The 19,039-nt window shown below is 70.6% G+C and carries 15 protein-coding genes and 1 tRNA gene; 5 read left to right on the top strand and 11 right to left on the bottom strand.

All coding sequences use genetic code 11. The features are described from left to right. Positions 1-30: 30 nt before the first annotated feature. A complete protein-coding gene (locus tag GPA03_RS08715; protein WP_156251605.1) occupies positions 31-2,043 on the bottom strand; it encodes an ABC transporter substrate-binding protein in 2,013 nt (670 codons plus the stop codon). Positions 2,044-2,091: 48 nt separating this feature from the next. Next, positions 2,092-3,045, bottom strand: a complete 954-nt coding sequence (locus tag GPA03_RS08710; RefSeq protein ID WP_162458310.1) for a dihydrodipicolinate synthase family protein — start codon at positions 3,043-3,045, stop codon at positions 2,092-2,094. Positions 3,046-3,252: 207 nt separating this feature from the next. On the opposite strand from GPA03_RS08710, the gene GPA03_RS08705 reads away from it, so the two are divergent. Beyond that, positions 3,253-3,972, top strand: coding sequence for a GntR family transcriptional regulator (locus GPA03_RS08705; protein ID WP_156251603.1), 720 nt, complete (start codon positions 3,253-3,255; stop codon positions 3,970-3,972). 3 nt (positions 3,973-3,975) lie between these two features. Here GPA03_RS08705 and GPA03_RS08700 read toward each other — a convergent pair whose 3' ends face one another. From GPA03_RS08700 to GPA03_RS08680, 5 genes are all read right to left on the bottom strand, one after another. Continuing rightward, entirely contained in the window at positions 3,976-5,988 is a 2,013-nt protein-coding gene (locus GPA03_RS08700; protein ID WP_156251602.1) for a S9 family peptidase, read from the bottom strand. Between the two features lie 87 nt (positions 5,989-6,075). Further along, positions 6,076-6,149: transfer RNA gene (locus tag GPA03_RS08695), tRNA-Thr, on the bottom strand. 108 nt (positions 6,150-6,257) lie between these two features. Further along, positions 6,258-7,022: a DsbA family protein gene (locus GPA03_RS08690; RefSeq protein ID WP_156251601.1), complete on the bottom strand. Its 765-nt coding sequence runs from the start codon at positions 7,020-7,022 to the stop codon at positions 6,258-6,260. A gap of 3 nt (positions 7,023-7,025) precedes the next feature. After that, positions 7,026-7,823 carry a DsbA family protein gene (locus GPA03_RS08685; RefSeq protein WP_156251600.1) on the bottom strand — a complete coding sequence of 266 codons (798 nt, stop codon included), beginning with the start codon at positions 7,821-7,823 and terminating at the stop codon, positions 7,026-7,028. 102 nt (positions 7,824-7,925) lie between these two features. After that, positions 7,926-9,584, bottom strand: coding sequence for a serine/threonine-protein kinase (locus GPA03_RS08680; RefSeq protein WP_156251599.1), 1,659 nt, complete (start codon positions 9,582-9,584; stop codon positions 7,926-7,928). A gap of 76 nt (positions 9,585-9,660) precedes the next feature. On the opposite strand from GPA03_RS08680, the gene GPA03_RS08675 reads away from it, so the two are divergent. The 4 genes from GPA03_RS08675 (at position 9,661) to GPA03_RS08660 (ending at position 14,531) form a co-directional block, all read left to right on the top strand. Further along, positions 9,661-11,076: an alpha,alpha-trehalose-phosphate synthase (UDP-forming) gene (locus tag GPA03_RS08675; RefSeq protein ID WP_156251598.1), complete on the top strand. Its 1,416-nt coding sequence runs from the start codon at positions 9,661-9,663 to the stop codon at positions 11,074-11,076. 5 nt (positions 11,077-11,081) lie between these two features. Further along, positions 11,082-11,885: a trehalose-phosphatase gene (gene otsB / locus GPA03_RS08670; RefSeq protein WP_156251597.1), complete on the top strand. Its 804-nt coding sequence runs from the start codon at positions 11,082-11,084 to the stop codon at positions 11,883-11,885. Positions 11,886-12,016: 131 nt separating this feature from the next. Next, complete coding sequence (locus GPA03_RS08665; RefSeq protein ID WP_156251596.1) at positions 12,017-13,141, top strand: ABC transporter ATP-binding protein; 1,125 nt, start codon at positions 12,017-12,019, stop codon at positions 13,139-13,141. Positions 13,142-13,265: 124 nt separating this feature from the next. Then, positions 13,266-14,531 carry a DUF4032 domain-containing protein gene (locus GPA03_RS08660; RefSeq protein ID WP_156251595.1) on the top strand — a complete coding sequence of 422 codons (1,266 nt, stop codon included), beginning with the start codon at positions 13,266-13,268 and terminating at the stop codon, positions 14,529-14,531. A gap of 27 nt (positions 14,532-14,558) precedes the next feature. Here GPA03_RS08660 and GPA03_RS08655 read toward each other — a convergent pair whose 3' ends face one another. The 4 genes from GPA03_RS08655 to cysS form a co-directional block, all read right to left on the bottom strand. After that, positions 14,559-15,095 carry a glyoxalase superfamily protein gene (locus tag GPA03_RS08655; RefSeq protein ID WP_156251594.1) on the bottom strand — a complete coding sequence of 179 codons (537 nt, stop codon included), beginning with the start codon at positions 15,093-15,095 and terminating at the stop codon, positions 14,559-14,561. A 157-nt stretch (positions 15,096-15,252) separates the two neighbouring features. Beyond that, positions 15,253-16,527 carry a hypothetical protein gene (locus tag GPA03_RS08650; protein WP_156251593.1) on the bottom strand — a complete coding sequence of 425 codons (1,275 nt, stop codon included), beginning with the start codon at positions 16,525-16,527 and terminating at the stop codon, positions 15,253-15,255. A 9-nt stretch (positions 16,528-16,536) separates the two neighbouring features. Further along, positions 16,537-17,517: a 23S rRNA (guanosine(2251)-2'-O)-methyltransferase RlmB gene (gene rlmB / locus GPA03_RS08645; RefSeq protein WP_156251592.1), complete on the bottom strand. Its 981-nt coding sequence runs from the start codon at positions 17,515-17,517 to the stop codon at positions 16,537-16,539. 17 nt (positions 17,518-17,534) lie between these two features. Continuing rightward, positions 17,535-18,947: a cysteine--tRNA ligase gene (cysS, locus tag GPA03_RS08640; RefSeq protein ID WP_156251591.1), complete on the bottom strand. Its 1,413-nt coding sequence runs from the start codon at positions 18,945-18,947 to the stop codon at positions 17,535-17,537. Between the last annotated feature and the right edge of the window lie 92 nt (positions 18,948-19,039).

The raw sequence follows: 19,039 nt of genomic DNA, 5'->3' as shown, positions 1-19,039 counted from the left end.
CGCGCCGCTGCGTGCAGGACTGTCGTGACCTCAGGCGTCCGACGCAGTCGTGAAGAAGTACTGCTCCGGGTTCGTCGGTCCCGGCGGCTGGTAGCCGTTCGAGCCCGGGATGAACTCCGGCACGTTGGTGGCGAAGTCGTTCTTCACGATGCCGTAGCCATCGGCCTCGGTGCAGACACCGATGTAGTAGAACTGCTCCTTCGTGATCTCGAGGATCTCCACGGCCAGCGCCGTGGCCTCGTCGGAGTCATAGGTGTTGCGCATCTGGTCGAAGAGCTCGAGCTGACGCTTGACCTCGGCCGGTGGCTCCTCCGAGAGCTCACCGCGGTACCAGAGCGCCCACTTGTTGCCGTAACGCGAGGCACCGCGGGGGTTGGACGGCACGTAGTAGTGGTTCGAGCCCTGGGTCGCACGGATCTCGAAGCCGCCGCTGGTCCAGGTCGAGGCCTCGGCCAGGTTGGCCTCGACACGCTCCCAGTACAGCGTCTCGGCGAGCACGCTCACGTTCGTGTCGACACCGACCTCTGCCCAGTCCTGCTTGATCAGCTCGAAGGCGTCGATGTGGTCGGGGAACGTCGAAGGCACCAGCACCGTGACCGTGATCCGCTTGCCCTCGGCCATGCGGAACCCGTCGCCGTCTCGCTCCGTGAAGCCGGAGGCATCGAGCGCCTCGTTGGCCTTGTCGACCGAGTACTCGAGGTACTGGGTGGCCAGCTCCTCGTTGTACGCGGGATGCTCCTCGCGAGGGGCGCACTGCCACGGCTTGGTCTGCCCGGCGTACACCGTCTCGATGATCCGGTCACGGTTCATGGCGTAGGACAGACCGACGCGGAAGTCGCGGTTCGAGTAGATCGATCGCAACCGGGCGTCGTCCATCGTCTGGTTGAAGCCGATGACCATGGCGTTCGGGCTCTGCGGCCCCACCGTGAACATCCGGTAGTCCCCGCGCTCACGTGCATCCGCGACAACCGGGAGGTTCCGGACCGTGGCGAAGTTGCGCATCTGCATGTCGAGCTCGCCGTTGGTGATCTTCAGCAGCTCGACCTCGATGTCCTGCACGATCTCGCAACGGATGGAGTCGACGTAGGGCAGCTGGCTGCCGTCAGGATCGACCTTCCAGTAGTACGGGTTGCGCTCGGCCGTGACGTAGCTCCCGTCACCGAGGGCGGCCGTCAGCTTCCACGGGTGGAGCGAGGGCATCTCGACATTGGTGAACGGCTCGTTCTTGGCCTCCCAGAGCTGCGTCCAGTCGGTGAATCCAGCCTCCTCGACCAACGCGTCGAGGTCGGGGTTGTGGTCGGGGTGGAACTGCTGCAGGTAGTGCTTGGGGATGCACATGTCGCGGTTCGCTGCGAGCTCTTCGAGGAACCCGGGCTTGGGCTCGTCGAAGACGTAACGGATGACGTTCCCGTCGCTCTCGAACCGGCCGGGCTTGTCCTCGTCGTTCGGGTTCGTGAAGAGTCCGTAGAAGCCTCCGGGGTGCAGCTCGGGGTTGAGCCCGATGTCCTCGAAGCGGAAGCGGAAGTCCTCGGCGGTGAGAGGCTCGCCGTCCGACCACTTCATCCCCTCGCGCAGCGTGAACTGGAAGACCTTGCCTCCTTCCAGCTCCTCGAACTTCTCGGCGATGTTCGGGATGATCTCGCTCGTGCCCGGAGCGCCGGTCCACTCGGGGATCCACCGGATCAAGGGCTCGTAGCCGATCGCCTGCGTCAGCCAGGTGCGGTCTTCCTCGGTCACGATGGCCGATCGCCAGGTGCCGCCGTACTGGCCGATCTCGGCATGTGGCTCGACGACGAGAGGGTTGCTCGGCAGCCGCTCCTCGACGGGAGGGAGCTCGCCGGCCTCCACCTGCGCGGCGAGCGACGGCGCTTCGGGCCCCTTGGGTCCGGTCGACCCGACTCCGTCATCGCTACCCGCTGGGTCGGTCTCGAAGAACGAGCACCCGGCGAGGGTCACCGCTGCTAGTCCGGTTCCGCCCAGCAGCAACGATCGCCTGCTGATCGTGTTGGTGCCACGGCTCTTCGAGGCATGGGGAAACATCATCGTTCTCCTGTCGTGGTGAGGGGATGAACCGACCGGGAGGGTCGGCGGTCAGACGCCGACGAGGGCGTCGTGCTCGAGGCGGCGCAGCAGTGGTAGCGCACGCTCCGCGAGGTGCTGACGTGCCTCGGCGGACAACGGTGCCTGCGGTGCTGCAGACACCTCCGATGCGATGACTCCCATGTCCGCCAGCACGGACTTGAAGGCAGCCATGGTCAGACCGGGCGTCACCAGGACACCCGGCGGGCGGAGCAGTGCGATGAGCTCTTCGCTCTGCTCCTGACAGCTGAGAACCTGGCTCCAGTCCTGGGCCTCGGCCGCCGCGTGCTGGCGCACGAGATGGCGAGGAGCGACGTTGGCGAGCGAGCTGACAGAACCGACGGCGCCGAGCATGTAGCCGATGTCGGCGACGCTCGAGCCGCCGGTCAGCAGCGCGATCGGCAGCTCGGCCTCACGCAGCCGCCGGGCCAGCTGGCGGAACCACACCACGTCCGAGCTGCTGTCCTTGGCACCGCACACCACACCCTCGGCCGCCAGCTCGACGATCGAGTCGATGCTGAGCCCGACCGGCGCGAACTGCGGCAGGTTGTAGGCGAGCACGGGGCGCTCCGCGGCATCGGCGATGGCACGGAGATGATCCTTCAGCTCGCCCTGGGTGAAGCCCACGAGGTAGGGAGCCAGCACGGCGAGGTGGTGCGCACCGGCCGCGATCGCGTCCCTGGCATGCCGCACCGCGAGCGCGGTGGACGTGTCGCCGACGTGCGCCACGACCGGCACCCTGCCGTCGACGGCCTGGACGAACTCGCGCACGGCTCCGGTGCGCGCCTCGGGGTCGAGCCCGTAGAACTCCCCCGTGGTGCCGTTGACCCAGAGGCCGTGCACCCCGCCGTCCAGGAGGTGGCTGACCAGCCGACCGAGCGACGCGGTGTCGACCGCCCCCGCCCCCGTCATCGGCAGGAGCACGGGCGGGAACACCCCTCGCAGCTCGGGGGACCTGATCGTCATCGATGTGAATGCCAGTGGCATGCAGGTAGTAGACCCCTTCGGCTGGAACATGTCAAGCCAGGCATGGGCAGATATGCAGCACGCGGCGTGTGGCGCGCCGATTCCTGGTCGGCTGGTGGCATACCATCGTGCGCGCAGCGTGGTGACACCGCTGCCCGGTCGCAGTAGGGTGACCGGCCTGCACGCGCGACGAGAAAGAAGGCCGACGTGACTGCGACGGTGAACGGCACGACGGCCAGAGCCGCGACGGCGGAGACGTCGCTGGAGAGCTCGGCGCACCAGGCCCTGGTGACCTGGCTGACCGAGACGCACCCACAGCCCGGCACGCCGGTGCCGATCCGGGAGTTCGCGCGTGTGCTCGGCATGAGCCGGACTCCGGTGCGTAGTGCGGTGAGCCGGCTGCACGAGCGGGGGCTGCTGTCCTACGACCCGTCGGTGGGCTTCACGGTGGCGGTCCCCTCACCGACCTCGCTCTACGAGCTGTTCGACCTGCGCCTCATGATCGAGTCGCACAGCCTGCGCCGCTTCACCGAGCAGGAGACCTACCGGGCGCCCGCAGCTCTCCACGACCTGGTGACGGAGGCGTCCGACCTTGCGGACCGGGTGGTCGACGACCCCGACCAGTACATGGCGTTCCGCGACAACGACAGCCGCTTCCACAAGATGCTGGTGCAGATGTCCGGCCTCCCGCGGCTGATCGCGCTGCACGAGGAGCTCGACCTGAGCATCCACGTCACCCGCGCCGGCCGCGAGGCGCCGCTCAACCGGCAGCGCCTCGACAGCTCGGTCGCCGAGCACCAGGCGGTCGTGGACGCGCTCGACCGCGGTGACGCGGTGGGGGCCCGCGAGGCGCTGGAGTCACACATCCTGCGAGTGCGCGACCAGACGATCGTGTTCCTCTCGCGCCCCCGCCCAGTCAGCCTCTGAAGCTCACTCCGCCGCGGCGACCGGCAGGTGGGTCTCCCACCAGCGCAAGATTTGCTCGAACCGCGCGATGCGGTGCTTCGGGCTGCCCGAGCGGGACAGCTCGTGCCCCTCGCCGGGGAACAGCAGCAGCTCGGTGGGGACTCCCTGACGCTTGAGCCCCACGTACCACCGCTGGCCTTGCTCCACCGGGCAGCGCCAGTCGTGCTCCGAGTGGATGACCAGGGTCGGGGTCGTGACCTCCGAGATCCTCGCCATCGGGCTCTGCGCCGCCACGAGGTCGGCATCCTCGCCGAGGTACTTGATGCCGAAGAACCAGCCGATGTCGCTCGATCCCACGAAGCTGACCGGGTCGAGGAACCCGCGCTCGACGATCGCGCCCGCCCACCGGTGGTCCTGGGTGGTGAGCCACGCCGTCATGTAGCCGCCGTAGGAACCACCCATGACGCCGACGCGGGAGGCGTCGAGCTCGGGGTGCTCGGCGAGCGCCCCCTCGAGGAACTGCAGCACGTCGGCTGCATCGCGCTGGCCGAAGCCGCCGATGATCGCGCGCCCGTGCTCCTGCCCGTAGCTGCCGCTACCGCGCGGGTTGCAGAAGACCACCGCGTAGCCGGCCTCCGTGTAGGTCTGCACCTCGTCGAAGAACGTCGGCTGGTAGGCCGCGAACGGGCCACCGTGGATGAGCAGCAGCACCGGGTGCGGGCCCTCGCCCGCGGGCACGGTGACCCAGCCGTGGACCGGGTAGCCGTCGTCGGCGGCCACGCGCAGCTCGGCGGGCTCGAACAGCCCCGCTTCCTCACGCAGCCGCGCCGACAGGTCTGTCAACGGGCGCTCGGTGCCGTCGGCGCTCAGCAGCGAGGCGTCGCCGATGCTCCCGACACCTGCGCTGATCACCAGCACCGAGCCGTCGGCTCCCACCGGCTCGGCCGCGAAGACCTCGCGATCACCCTCGACGAGCACCTCCAGCTCGCCGTCGTGCCAGCGCACGAGCTGCACGGTGCCCTGGTACCCGCGCGTGAGCAGCACACCCTGCGCCGTCGGCGTGAGCACCGCACCCGAGAGCGACTCGGTCGTCGGGTCGGTCAGCCGCTCCACGTCGCTCAGGCCCGAGTCCCCGAGCCTCCCCCGGTACAGCGCGGCGGACTTGCCGATGAAGTCGAAGCCGTCGTCGCCGTAGTCCACGAGCATCAGGTAGATGGTGCCGTCGGGGCCGACCGCGACGTCGTCGGGTCCCTCCCCCGGCGTCTCGATCTCGCTGGCCTCCGCCCCCGGCTGCGCGGGGACGCGCAGCAGCGTCGAGGCCATGCCGTCGACGATGTCGCGCCGCACCAGCAGCTCCTGGTCGTCCAGCCACACCGGGCCGTAGTGGCCCAGCTCGCCCGTGGTCACCTGGATCGGCGCCACCCCCGTGGTCACGACAGCACCCGACGGCGCAGCCTCGTCCTCGCCGTCGTCGTCCTTCTCCTTCTGGGGGATGTCAGCGGTCGGGTCCGCGGGTGCGGGCACCTCGATGACGAACACGTGCTGCGGGCGGTCGAGGCGGAACCCGAGGCCGTCGATGCGGTACGAGAAGTCCGTGATCAGCCGGGGCGCCTCGGCACCCGGCCCGACCTCCTTGTCGGTGCCGTACCGGCCCTTCTCCGCGATCCGGGAGGTGTAGGCGATCCGGCTCGAGTCGGGCGAGAACTCCGGCCGGCCCGAGACCGCGCTCGCGTGGTCCGTGAGGAGCCGCGGCTCACCGCCGGTCGTCGACATCAGCGCCAGCTGCGGCTTCGCGCCCTCACCACCGCGCACGAACGCCACCCAGCGGCCGTCCGGGGAGATGACGGGCGAGCCGTCGGAGGTCCCGTAGGTGAGCTGGCTGAGCTCGCCCGAGGCCAGCTCGAGGCGCCAGAGGTTGGTGACGTACCGGTCGCCCTCGACGTCGGTGCGGGTGATCGGCAGCACCGCCCAGGTGCCGTCGGGATGGACAGCCGGTCGCCCGGGCTGACGGAACAGGGAGAGGTGCTCAGGACGCATGCCGTCAGCCTAGACACACCTGTTGCGGTGTGATTCCGACGCACGTGGTACGTCGGAAGCGCACCGTAGTGGCCCAGCCGAAAAGAGAGCCGCGTGTCGGATTCGAACCGACGACCCTCCGCTTACAAGGCGGACGCTCTGGCCAACTGAGCTAACGCGGCAGGCTGGCCCGGTCGAGCCGGGCCCGAACATCGTAGCCGCGACGGGTGTCGGCAACGGCCGAGCGCGACGGTCCCCGGCTACGCGCGCGGCAGCGGAAGCGGAAGCCCTCAGGCCAAGGCAGCAGTGACGGCGTCCGCCAGCGCGCCGGGCACGGTCCAGTCCGCGGTGAGCTCGGCGCCGTCGAGGCGGAGCGTGGGGGTGGTCTCGACGCCGTCGCGTACGGCCTGGTCGGTCGCGGCCAGGAACCAGTCGTCGAACAGGAGGTCGGTGAACTGGTCGACGACCTCCTGCGGGACGCCGACCCCGAGCGCGAGCTGCTCCAGGTCGGGGTCGTTCAGCTGGTCCGCCCCCTCGGCGCGCATGTCGAGGCCGGCGTCGAGGAAGGCCAGGAACTGCTGCGGCGACCGGTCCGCGACCACGACGGCGGCCTCGCCGGCGCGCGTGGAGGTGCCGGCGGCGCCGCCGTCGACGAGCCCCACCAGATGCACCCAGAGCGAGATCGTGCCGTCGGCGTTGAGGTCCTGCAGCGCGTCGCCCTGCATCTGCCAGAACGCGACCGACTCCGCGGACTGGATGTCGAGGTAGACATCGAGCCTCGGTGCGGAGCCCGCCACCCCGGCGGTGCCGTCGGCAGCGACCGGGATGCCGCCGCTGGTGTCCGCACCGTGGGGCGTGCGCTCGACGTCGTCGAGGTAGCTCGCCTGCGAGCCCTTCCAGATGATGAAGCTCGCGAGCAGGATCGTCACGACCAGCAGCACGGCGCCACCGACCAGCAGGCCGCGGTTGCGTCGCTGCGCTCGTTGAATACGTTCCGCCTCGGTCCGCGCAGCCTCACGCCGCGCGGTCGCGCTCAACGTCCGGCGTCGAGACATCGATCAGCCGGCGGCCCGCACTGCCTCGAGGAGATTGCCGGGCTCGCTCCACTCGCCCTGCGTCCCCCAGCGGGAGCCATCGAGGAAGGTGGTCGGGGTGCCGGTGACGCCGTCGTTGCGCGCCTGGTCAGAGGCCACAGCGACCCACTCGCTGTAGATGCCGTTCGCGAACGTGTCGGCGACCTCTTGCGGCACACCTGCCTCGACGGCGATGGTGGCGATCTCCTCGTCGGTGAGCCCCTCTGTCTGCTCCGCCGGCTGGTTGTCGAACAACGACTCGAGGAAGTCGAGAGCTGCCTCGGGCGCATCGGTCGCGGCCGTGGCGAAGGCGTTCGCGGCCCGCGTCGAGTAGTTCGTGCCCATCGAGTACTGGTCCAGGTAGTTCAGCGGGTGGTACACCACGGTGGCGTCGCCCTCGGTCAGCATCGTGCGGATGTCCTCGCGGTTGACCTCGTCGTAGGTGCCGCAGACCGGACACATGAAGTCGACATAGATCTGCACCTCGGCCGCCCCCTCGGTCGTGGTGCCCGCCACCGCACCCGCCCCGAACGTGATGCCCCCGCTGTCCGTGGAGGCAGCCGGTCGCGCACCCTCGAAGTCGGTCAGCAGCGTGCGCTGCGACTCCTTCCAGATGAAGAAGCCGGCCACGCCGATGAGCGCGACCACGAGCACCGACGCGACGAGGATGACGAGCCGGTTCCGCCTCTCGGTCGAGGCCTGCTTGGCAGCGAGCCGCTCGGCCTCCTTGCGTGCGGCCTCACGGCGGTCAGCCTTGGTCTTGCGGGGCTCGTTGGCAGGCATTCGCACTCGTCTTCCACTGCTGGTCGACGAGGACGTCGACGGCGGACTGATCGGTCTCGTGGCCGGGCATCGCCGCGCAGCGGCGGACCGGGCGGGGTGAGTCTACGAAACGAAACTGGGGATCGGCGGCACGGGTAGCGGAGCCCACACCGGGACGGGCCCGGCGAGCAGCGCTGCCGCGCCGGTCGCGGTGGCGACCGAGAGCCCGATGATGATCCAGATCCACACGCTGCCGCGGCTCGGCGCGAGCGAGTCCAGGACCGCCCAGATCCCCTCGCGGGCGGTCGCGCTCGACGGGGTCCACCACACCAGCAGCGTCAGCGTGGCGATCACCACCAGCATGACGAACGAGTCGACCCCCGAAGGAGCCAGCAGGCCCCACAGGATGCCACCGCCCAGCACGCCGACCAGGATCCCGGGCAACAGCATCAGCATGGCCAGCACGGTGTGCACCGGGCTCGAGAGCGAGGCCACCGCGACGTCGGAGCGCCGCAGCCCGTGCTTGAGCCTACGGTTGCGCATCGCCCGCGCCGAAGCGCCCACGGTGCCGCCGACGACCATGACCACCCCGAACGCGATCAGGGTCCAGCCCGGCCAGAGCATGCCCGCGCCGACAGCGGCCAACCACCAGGCGAGCGTGATCCCCGGCCGAGAGCGCGCGGGAACCGCCCATGCCGGCCAGTCGCCGACGGCGCTCTCCTGCTCACCGCGCTGCTCGACCTGCTGACCGACGGGCGGCGGGTGCACGGGCTGCGGCGGGTGCACCGGCTGGGGGTGGACGGGCTCGAGATGGTGCGGCACGGCGGCGACCTCGGCGACCGGCTCGCCCCAGCCGTGCTGGATCGGGGGCGCATAGCTCGGCGGCAGCGGCTGGGTACCGGGTCGAGCGGGCCCATGACCGTCCTCGCCCGTGAGCGCGACGACCTGCGTGACCTCGCGGCCGTGGAGATGGTCATCGAGCGCCTTGATGACCGACTGCGGGCTCAGCCGGAGGTCCGGCTCGGGGTGCAGCGCGCGCCGCAGCACCTGTCCCACCCGCGGCGGCAGACCATCGACGTCGGCGCGCCCGGTCTCGACCCGCGCGAGCACCGCAGCCAGCGGGCCGGTGCCGAAGGGCGGCCGGCCGGTAGCGGCGAACAGGAGCACGGCCGCCCAGCCCCACCAGTCCCCCCGGGTGTCCGGGGTGCCGCCGGCGAGGACCTGCGGGTCGACGTAGCCGGGTGTCCCGGTGACCAGCCCGGTCTGGGTGAGGCGGGCGTCCTCGGCCAGCTGTGAGATCCCGAAGTCGATGACGACGGGCCCGTCGTCGGTCAGCATCACGTTGCCGGGCTTCATGTCGCGATGGACCACGCCGACGGCGTGGATCTGCGTGAGCGCGCTCGCCAGCCCGCCGGCGAGGTCGTGGAGCTCCTCGGCATCCAGGGGGCCGTGCTGGCGCACGGAGTAGTCGAGGGACTCGCCGTCGATCAGCTCGGTGACCACGAACGCCTCGTCGGCGTCGGCCTCGGCGTCGAGCACCCGCGCGACCCGGGCGCCGCGGACGCGGTGCAACGTCGCGACCTCGCGCCGCAACCGCGCGCGCGCCGCGTCGTCGGTGCTGAACGCGGGGTGGAGCAGCTTGAGCGCGACCCGGCGGTCGTCGGCGTCGATCGCCTCGTACACCGTGCCCATGCCGCCGGAGCCGAGCACGCGCACGAGCTCGTAGCCGCCCACCGAACGCCGCACGGGCGCAGGGGCGGTCTCGCTCTCGGACCCCTCCACACAGGCAAGTTACGCCACGGGCAGCGCTGGACCGCCGATGACGGGCAGCTGTACTCACTTCGTTACCCTGGCGACCATGGGCCCCGGCAGAGATCTCGTCGTCGTCGCGAATCGTCTCCCCGTCGAGGAGACGACCGATGAGCACGGAAACACCGAATGGTCACGCGCGCCGGGCGGCCTGGTCACCGCGCTCGCCCCGATCATGCAGAAGGGCAACGGCGTGTGGGTCGGCTGGGCCGGCAAGCACGGCCGCGATCTCGAGCCATTCACCGCCGACGGCATCGACATGCACCCTGTCGCGCTGAGCAAGCATGACCTCAAGCGCTACTACGAGGGCTTCTCGAACGCCACCATCTGGCCGCTCTACCACGACGTGATCGTCGACCCCGAGTACCACCGCGACTGGTGGACCAGCTACGTGGAGGTCAACACCCGGTTCGCCGAGGCCACGGCCAAGGCCGCGCCCGAGGGCGCGTTGGTCTGGGTGCAGGACTACCAGCTGCAGCTCGTGCCGCGGCTGCTGCGCCAGCTCCGGAACGACCTGCGCATCGGCTACTTCCACCACATCCCGTTCCCGCCCGTGGAGCTGTTCGGCCAGCTGCCGTGGCGCAACGAGGTCGTCAGCGGGCTGCTGGGCGCCGACCTGATCGGGTTCCAGCGCACCGGCGACGAGGCGAACTTCCTCCGCGCCGTGCGCCGGTTCAGCGAGCACACCACGCGCGGCCCGATCGTGACCATGAAGCGCCGCAGCCGCCCCGATCGCACGGTGCGGGCGAAGGCCTTCCCGATCTCGATCGACAGCTCGGGCTTCGCCGAGCTGGCTGCCACGCCCGAGGTCGAGCAGCGCGCGCTGGAGATCCGCGCCGAGCTCGGCTCGCCGGACGTGCTCATCCTCGGCGTCGACCGCCTCGACTACACCAAGGGCATCCGCCACCGCATCAAGGCCTACGGCGAGCTGCTCGGCGAGGGCAAGCTGCGCGCCCCGGGCACCACGTTCGTGCAGATCGCCAGCCCGAGCCGCGAGCACGTGGAGCAGTACGCCACGCTGCGCCGCCAGGTCGAGGTGATGGTCGGCCGCATCAACGGTGACCACTCCGCGCTGGGACGCCCCGCGATCCACTACCTGCACCACTCCTACCCGGCCGAGGAGATGGCCGCGATGTTCCGCGCCGCCGACGTCATGCTCGTCACCGCCCTGCGTGACGGCATGAACCTCGTGGCCAAGGAGTACGTCGCCGCCCGGGCGGACCTCGACGGCGCGCTGGTGCTGTCGGAGTTCACCGGCGCCGCCGACGAGCTCACCCCGGCGCTGCTGGTCAACCCCCATGACATCGAGGGCCTCAAGAGGACGATTCTCGCCGCGATCGACATGCCCCGCAGCGAACGGCGCCGCCGCATGCGCGCGATGCGACGCAAGGTGATGCACAACGACGTCGATCGGTGGGCCGAGCGGTTCCTGGACTCGCTCGCCCGCAGCGAGGTCGCCAGGTAGCCGCCATGACTCTCCATCCCGATCTCGACGCCGCCCTGGTCGCCTTCGCCGCCGCACCCGAGCGAGTGATCGCCCTCGACTTCGACGGGGTGCTCGCCCCGATCGTTCCCCGCCCCGAGGACGCGGCACCGCTGGCTGCCACCCGCGCCGCGCTCGAGCGTCTGGCACAGGACCCCACGGTCCATCTCGGGCTGGTGTCCGGCCGCGCCGCAGGCGACCCGGCGCTGCTGCGCGCCGCACCACCGTCGACCGCGATCATCGGCTCCCACGGGGCCGAGCAGGGCTTCGTCCAGGAGGACGGCCGGCTCGAGGTGGTGCCCCCGGTGCTCGGTGAGGAGCAGCAGGCCCTGCTGGAGCGGCTGCGCGAGCGCACGGCCGAGCTGACCGCAGCTGTCCCGGGCAGCTGGGTCGAGGAGAAGCCCACGGCGATCGTGGTGCACACACGACCGGTCCCCGACGCCGCCGCAGCGGCCGCGCTCGAGCAGGACACGCTCGCGCAGCTGGGCAGCCTCACCGGTGTGCGGGCGATCGCCGGCAAGCGCGTGGTCGAGCTGAGCGTCGCGCACGCCACCAAGGGCGACGCGGTGACGCTGCTGCGCACAGGCTTCCCTGCGCGCACGCTCCCGGAGGGGACCCCGCTGCTCTACGGCGGCGACGACGTGACCGACGAGGATGCCTTCGCGGCGCTGGTTCCCGGTGACCTGGGCATCAAGGTCGGCGACGGCGAGACCAGGGCGACGTTCCGCGTCGAGGATCCTGCCGCCGTCGGGCAGGTCCTTGCTCGTCTCGCCGAGCTCGCTGGTATGTGACCCGCGTCACGGACGCCCCGCAAGGTGTGCGACACTGTGAGCGGCTCGCAGGAGCGGGCCGTGTCAGATTGCTCTGACACCTTCACAACGGATCGTCCGGCACGTACCTGCCGGTGGAGGGATTCACCACCATGGCATCAGTCACTTTCGACCACGCCACACGCATCTACCCGGGCTCTGAGACCCCGGCCGTGGACCAGCTGAACCTCGAGGTCGCCGACGGCGAGTTCCTCGTTCTCGTCGGCCCGTCCGGCTGCGGCAAGTCCACCTCGCTGCGCATGCTCGCCGGCCTGGAGGATGTCAACGCGGGTCGCATCCTGATCGGTGACCGCGACGTCACCGACGTGCAGCCGAAGGACCGGGACATCGCCATGGTGTTCCAGAACTACGCGCTCTACCCCCACATGTCCGTCGCCGACAACATGGGCTTCGCCCTGAAGATCGCCGGCACCCCGAAGGCAGAGATCCGCCAGCGGGTCGAAGACGCCGCGAAGATCCTCGACCTCTCCCAGTACCTGGACCGCAAGCCGAAGGCGCTCTCCGGTGGTCAGCGTCAGCGCGTGGCCATGGGTCGCGCGATCGTGCGTCAGCCCCAGGTGTTCCTCATGGACGAGCCGCTGTCGAACCTCGACGCCAAGCTTCGCGTCCAGACCCGTACGCAGATCGCGTCGCTGCAGCGCCGCCTCGGTGTCACCACCGTCTACGTCACGCACGACCAGACGGAGGCGCTGACCATGGGTGACCGCATCGCGGTCCTCAAGGATGGTCTGCTCCAGCAGGTCGGCACCCCGCGCGAGATGTACGACACCCCGGAGAACGTGTTCGTCGCGGGCTTCATCGGCTCCCCGGCCATGAACCTCGGCGACTTCAAGGTCGCCGATGGCAAGGCCAACCTCGCCGAGACCCACATCCCGCTGTCGCGCGCCACGCTCGACGCACTCACCCCGGACGACAACGGCCACATCACGCTGGGCTTCCGCCCGGAGTCGCTCGACACCACCACGCAGGACGAAGAGGGTTCGTTCCCCGTGACCGTGAACCTCGTCGAGGAGCTCGGCTCGGATGCGTTCGTCTACGGCCAGCTGGCCAACGCGGAGGCGGCAGAGGCCATCACCTCCGGGGCCGGCGAGTCGCAGATGATCGTGCGTGTCGACCCCCGCCGTCCTCCCCTCAAGGGCGACACGATCTGGGTCAAGATCCGCCAGGGCGAGCAGCACCACTTCTCCCCCGCCACCGGCGAGCGTCTGCCCAGCTGACCTCGTCGCATGACGTGAGAGGGGCGGGCCCGGACGGGTCCGCCCCTCTTCGTCTTTGTGACCTCTCGTACATCGCGCCCGCGGCAGTAGGTGCTCGCGCTCGGCGCCTGACAGACTTGGTGACATGCCGGCAGCGCTTCAGATCACCGCAGCCGCGCCCGACCCGGCGCTGCTCGATCTGCCGTGGCACATCCCCCTCGAGGAATGGCCCGAGGACCTGCTCGCCGCCCTGCCCCGAGGGATCTCGCGGCACGTGGTGCGGTTCGTGCGGATGTCGGGCAGCGTCATCGCGATCAAGGAGATCGGCGAGTCGGTCGCGTACCGCGAGTACGCGCTGCTGCGAGATCTCGACAGGCTCGACGTGCCCTCGGTGGAGCCGGTCGGCGTCATCACCGGCCGGACATCGCCCACCGGCGAGCCGCTGGACTCGGTGCTGATCACCAAGCACCTGAAGTTCTCGCTGCCGTACCGGGCGCTGTTCTCCCGTCAGCTGGCCCCCGACATGGCCACGCGGCTGATCGACGCGCTCGCCGTGCTGCTTGTGCGGCTGCACCTGATCGGCTTCTACTGGGGCGACGTGTCGCTCTCGAACACGCTGTTCCGGCGTGACGCCGGAGCGTTCTCGGCCTACCTCGTGGACGCCGAGACCGGTGACATGCACCAGCAGCTGACGCGCGGTCAGCGCGAGTACGACCTCGAGATCGCGCGCGTCAACATCATCGGCGAGCTGATGGACCTCGAGGCAGGCGGGCTGCTGCAGGACGTCGAGGACACCGTGCTCATCGGCGAGATGCTCGTGCAGCGCTACAACGAGCTGTGGCGCGAGCTCACCCAGGAGGAGGAGTTCTCCTCGGAGGACCGCTGGCGGGTGTCCGCCCGGATCCAGCGGCTCAACGAGCTCGGGTACGACGTCGGTGAGCTGCAGATGACCACCGACTTCGACGGCACCACCGTGCACATCCAGCCGAAGGTGGTCGACGCCGGGCACCACCACCGCCGGCTCATGCGGCTCACCGGGCTGGACGTGCAGGAGAACCAGGCCCGCCGCCTCCTCAACGACATGGACACCTACCGAGCGGACACCGATCGGCTCGGCGACGACGAGGAGTACGTCGCGCACGACTGGCTGAACGAGGTGTTCGAGCCGGCGATCGCCGCGATCCCCCGGAACCTGCGGCGCAAGCTCGAGCCCGCTGAGGCCTTCCACGAGATCCTCGAGCACCGCTGGTACCTCGCCGAGAAGGCCGGGCACGACATCCCGACCGCCGACGCGGTCGCCTCCTACGTGAGGAACGTGCTGCCCGACCGCCCCGACGAGGAAGCGATCCTCGAGCTCGACACCGCCACCCTCCGGGCGATCAGCGACACCGACACCCAGATCGGCAGCTGACCCCGCCGGGCGGCGGCGCCGAGCGACTCATCGCTCGAGGAAGATCAGCCGGTTGCCGGCCGGATCGCCCACCGTGACGGACAGCCCCCACTCCTGCCGCTCGAGGCCCGGCCGGGCGTAGCGGTACTCCTTGGCTGCGAGCTCACGCTGCAGCGCAGCGGCGTCCGCGACGTCGATGATCACCGCGCTGCCCGGCGTCGCGTCGCCGTGGTGCTCGGACAGGTGCAGTCGCACGAGGTCCCGCTCGACCTCCACGTACAACGGCATCCCCTCCTCGAACCGGTGCTCCCAGGCCACTCGGAACCCGAGGAAGCCGACATAGAACTCGAGGGTCCGCTCGACGTCGAACATCCGGAAGATCGGGATCGCGCCCGGCGACCGCCCGGGCGAGCGCTCGGGGGCCGGCGGAGGCACCACCGGCACCGCCGCCATGGTGTTCCAGTTCGCGTGACCATGCTGGTGCGCGACCAGCTCCAGCGCCTGCCCGTGCGTGACCTCGAGGCCACGCTCGGCCAACTCGGCACGGAGCCGCTTGGCCATCTGCTTCGGATCGTTGTTGCTCATGACTCACCCTCCGGCGGTCCCACGCGTCACCGGTGCCTGCGTTGCCGGCCGGGCCGCCATCGGCAGTCAGGGCCTGATCGATCCATGCGTTCCCGGGGTTCACCATCGTGGCAGGCGGCAGGCCCACCGGGGCCTGCGGACGAGTGTACGACCGGGGCTAGAGGTCGCGCCGCAACCGGGGCGCGAGAAAGACAGCGGTGTTGACCACGGCATCCACCAGCAGCAGCACGCCGCCGATGCCGAGCACGCGCTCCCCCGCGCTGGTGCCGGTCCCGAGCCGGGCGCCCCGGCCGGCGCGACGCAGCGCCAGCAGCCCGAGCGTGGCCTCCACGGCCGCGACGGCAGGGGTCCACCACGACTGGCGGATCGGGACCACGACCTCCTCGGTGAAGGTCTCGGCGGCGTCGAAAGCGGACTCGGCGCGCACGCGCGCTGCTTCGGCACGCTCACGCACCTGCTCGGTGTGCTCACGCATCTGCTCGGTGTGCTCACGCACGCTCTTGGTCATCTGTGCCTGCGCATCGGTCACCGCGCGGGCGAAGGCCTGCCCGAACCCGTCAGGCTGCAGAATGGTCGCGTCGGCGAGGTCAGGTGTGTCGCCGTGCGCGAGATAGTCGGTCAGCTCCGCGGGCAGCCCCAGGGCGTCGATCAGGCGCTGCGGACCTGACGAGGTGGCCTCGAACGCTGCGCGCACAGCGCGGGGGTCCGCCTCGGGCAGCAGGGCGGTGACCCTTTCCGTGAGCCCGCCGATCCCCAGGGTGGCGTCGATGAAGTCGTGGGCGATGGTGGCGGCGGCGGGCTCGCTGGGGACCTCCTCGACCACCAGGTCCCAGGTGTGCACGTACGCGGTGTCGCCGTCGATGACCGCGGCCGCCGGGTACGCGGCACCCTGCTCGACCACGAGGGCAGGCTTGAGCGCATCGGACCAGTCCACGGCGCTGAGCGCCGGACCGTCGGTGACGAGCACGAGGTGGCCCTCACGATGCGGCGCCACGAGCACCGGCATGTCGATCGCGCTGACCAGCGCGCCGAGCTCGGTCAGGGCCGCCCGGGTGTAGACCACGGCACGGTCAGGAACGTACGCCGAGGAGATGTCGATCTCCGGGTCGAACGGGTCGCTCCGGTCGAGCTGCTCAGCGAGGTCGTCGCCGACCACCATGTCCTCGAAGGCGACCTCGGCATCGCAGGCGGCCGAGAGCGCCTCGGCCAGCTCGGTGAGCGTGGGACCCGCGGTGATCATGCTGCGAGCGTCGTCGACGACGGCGACCCGATCCTGCTCGTCGGTGGCCACCGTGACGCCCACCATGTCGGGAGCGTCGGGCTCCGACTCGACGAGCGCGATCACGAGCGCCCCCTCGAGGAACCCTCGCGCGCGGTCGGCATGGGCCGCGTCACCGGTGACCATCCCGGACCGGCGCTGCCAGTTCGTCATGGTCAGACCCTACCGATCGGACTCGCGACGGCGGCGAGCCACCTCGTACAGGGCGATCCCCGTGGCGGTGCCTGCGTTGAGCGACTCGGTGCTGGCGGCGATCGGGATCGAGGCGATCACGTCGCACGTCTCCCGCACGAGCCGGGACAGCCCTTTCCCTTCCGAGCCGCAGACGAGCACGAGCGCCTCGTTCGCGACCTCGAGCTCGCCGATCTCGACGCTGCCGCCGGCGTCGAGACCGACGATGAAGCAGCCGGCCTCCTGATAGGTCTTGAGGGCACGAACCAGGTTGGTCGCACGCGCGACCGGCACCCGGGCCGCCGCCCCGGCCGAGACCTTCCACGCCGAGGCCGTGACGCCCGCGGCACGCCGCTCGGGCACCACGACCCCGTCGGCGCCGAACGCGCCGGCGGAGCGGAGCGCGGCACCGAGGTTCCGGGGGTCGGTGACGCCGTCGAGCGCGACGATCAGCGGCCTGCGTCCGAGCGCGTGCGCGTCGTCGAGGAGGTCTTCGGGCTGCCGGTACGAGTACGCGGGCACCTGCATGGCGACGCCCTGGTGGACGGCACCCTCGGTGAGCTTGTCGAGCTCGGGCTTGCCCACCTCGAGCAGCGGCACGCCGCGCGAGGTCACCTCGCGGAGGATCTCGCGGGTGCGGTCGTCCGCCTCGATCCGGCTCGCGAGCCAGACCGTGGTGGCCGGGACCCCGGCGCGCAACGCCTCCACCACCGCGTTGCGCCCCGCCACGATCTCGTGGGTGCGCTCACCGCTACGGCGCGGTGCGCGGCTGCGTTGCGCAGGCGCGCGGGAGGCCTCTCGCTCGGCCGACTTCTTGCGCTTGTGGGCGACGTGATAGGGCCGGTCCTCGGCCTTGGGCGTGGGGCCCTTGCCCTCGAGCCCTCGGCGCCGCTGACCGCCGGAACCGACGGTGGCGCCCTTCTTGCTGCCGGACTTGCGTACGGCGCCCTGACGACGTGAGTTACCTGCCACCGCCTGATCGTCTCATGTCAGCGCAGCGACCACCGTGCGCCGTCGGCCCCGTCCTCGACGAGGACACCGGCCTCGGCGAGCCGGTCGCGCAGCGCGTCCGCGCGTGCCCAGTCCTTCTCCGCGCGTGCCCGTGCACGCTCGTCGAGCACCGCCCGCACGAGCACGTCCAGGGCGGCGCGCGAGGCGTCGGAGCCGCTGGCGGCCGCCCAGTGCGGGTCGAGCGGGTCCAGCCCGAGGACGTCGAGCATCCCGCGCGCCGCGAGCGCCTCCTGCGTGGCGGCGGCACCGGCCGCGAGCGCGCTGTTGCCGGCCCGGACCGTCTCGTGCACGACCGCGAGCGCGGCCGAGACGTTGACGTCGTCGTTCATCGCGCTCGCGAAACCCTCGGGGAGGGCGACGTCCGCGACGGGCCCGGCCGCGCCGTCGTCGATCTGGATGGCGCGGGAGACGAACCCCGTGATGCGCTCCCAGGCGGCCCCGGCCTCGATGAGCGAGACGCCGGGGGTGTACTCGAGCGTGGAGCGGTAGTGCACGGCGCTGAGCGCATAGCGCAGCAGCACCGGGTCCGCCTCGCGCAAGACCTCGCCGACGATCAGCGAGTTGCCGAGGGACTTGCTCATCTTCTCGCCGCTGACCGTGACCCAGGCGTTGTGGAACCAGTGGCCCGCGAAGCCCCAGCCCGCGGCTCGTGACTGCGCCTGCTCGTTCTCGTGGTGCGGGAAGCGCAGGTCGATGCCGCCGGCGTGGATGTCGAAGCTCTCACCGAGGTACTTGCGCGCCATCGCGGAGCACTCGAGGTGCCAGCCGGGGCGCCCGCGACCGTAGGGGGTGGGCCAGGCCGCGGTCTCGGGCTCACCGCCCTTCGGGGCCTTCCAGAGCGCGAAGTCGAGCGGGTCGCGCTTGTCGGCCGGTGGCTCGACCCCATCCTCCTCGGAGACGAGGTTCTCCGGCCGTTGGTGGGTGAGCTCGCCGTAGTCGCTCCAGGAGCGCACGTCGAACCAGACGTTGCCCGGGTCACCGGGGTAGGCGTGGCCGCGATCGACCAGGCTCTCCATCAGCTCGACCATCTCGGTGATGTGCCCGGTGGCTCGGGGCTCGTAGGTGGGCGGCCGCACGTTGAGCGCGGCGTAGGCCTCGCTGAACTCGCGCTCGTACCTGTGCGCCCAGGCCCACCAGGGCTGCCCGGCGTCGGCAGCCTTGGCGAGGATCTTGTCGTCGATGTCGGTGACGTTCCGGATCAGCGTGACCCGCTGCCCGCTGCGTTCCAACCAGCGCCGCAGGATGTCGACGGCGATGCTCGATCGCAGGTGCCCGATGTGCGGGCTGCCCTGCACGGTCGCGCCGCACAGGTAGATCCCGACCTCACCAGGTGTCTTCGGGTGGAAGGGTCGGACGGCGCGGCTCGCCGTGTCGTAGAGGTGCAGTCCCACGGTGGGGAGTCTAGTGAGGTCATCTCAGCAGCCGGACGCGGCCGGCGACCATCCCGCGTGCTGAGCGGTCCGCCGTCACGAGATATATGTGT

Source organism: Pseudactinotalea terrae (assembly GCF_009733845.1).
GTDB lineage: Bacteria > Actinomycetota > Actinomycetes > Actinomycetales > Beutenbergiaceae > Pseudactinotalea > Pseudactinotalea terrae.
This window is presented reverse-complemented; position numbering and strand designations above follow the sequence as displayed.

Bases quoted from the DNA above. Each gene is read 5' to 3' on its own strand.
- GPA03_RS08715 (WP_156251605.1), bottom strand. From the start codon at position 2,043: ATGATGTTTCCCCATGCCTCGAAGAGCCGTGGCACCAACACGATCAGC.
- GPA03_RS08710 (WP_162458310.1), bottom strand. From the start codon at position 3,045: ATGACGATCAGGTCCCCCGAGCTGCGAGGGGTGTTCCCGCCCGTGCTC.
- GPA03_RS08700 (WP_156251602.1), bottom strand. From the start codon at position 5,988: ATGCGTCCTGAGCACCTCTCCCTGTTCCGTCAGCCCGGGCGACCGGCT.
- GPA03_RS08690 (WP_156251601.1), bottom strand. From the start codon at position 7,022: ATGTCTCGACGCCGGACGTTGAGCGCGACCGCGCGGCGTGAGGCTGCG.
- GPA03_RS08685 (WP_156251600.1), bottom strand. From the start codon at position 7,823: ATGCCTGCCAACGAGCCCCGCAAGACCAAGGCTGACCGCCGTGAGGCC.
- GPA03_RS08675 (WP_156251598.1), top strand. From the start codon at position 9,661: ATGGGCCCCGGCAGAGATCTCGTCGTCGTCGCGAATCGTCTCCCCGTC.
- otsB (WP_156251597.1), top strand. From the start codon at position 11,082: ATGACTCTCCATCCCGATCTCGACGCCGCCCTGGTCGCCTTCGCCGCC.
- GPA03_RS08665 (WP_156251596.1), top strand. From the start codon at position 12,017: ATGGCATCAGTCACTTTCGACCACGCCACACGCATCTACCCGGGCTCT.
- GPA03_RS08660 (WP_156251595.1), top strand. From the start codon at position 13,266: ATGCCGGCAGCGCTTCAGATCACCGCAGCCGCGCCCGACCCGGCGCTG.
- GPA03_RS08655 (WP_156251594.1), bottom strand. From the start codon at position 15,095: ATGAGCAACAACGATCCGAAGCAGATGGCCAAGCGGCTCCGTGCCGAG.
- GPA03_RS08650 (WP_156251593.1), bottom strand. From the start codon at position 16,527: ATGACGAACTGGCAGCGCCGGTCCGGGATGGTCACCGGTGACGCGGCC.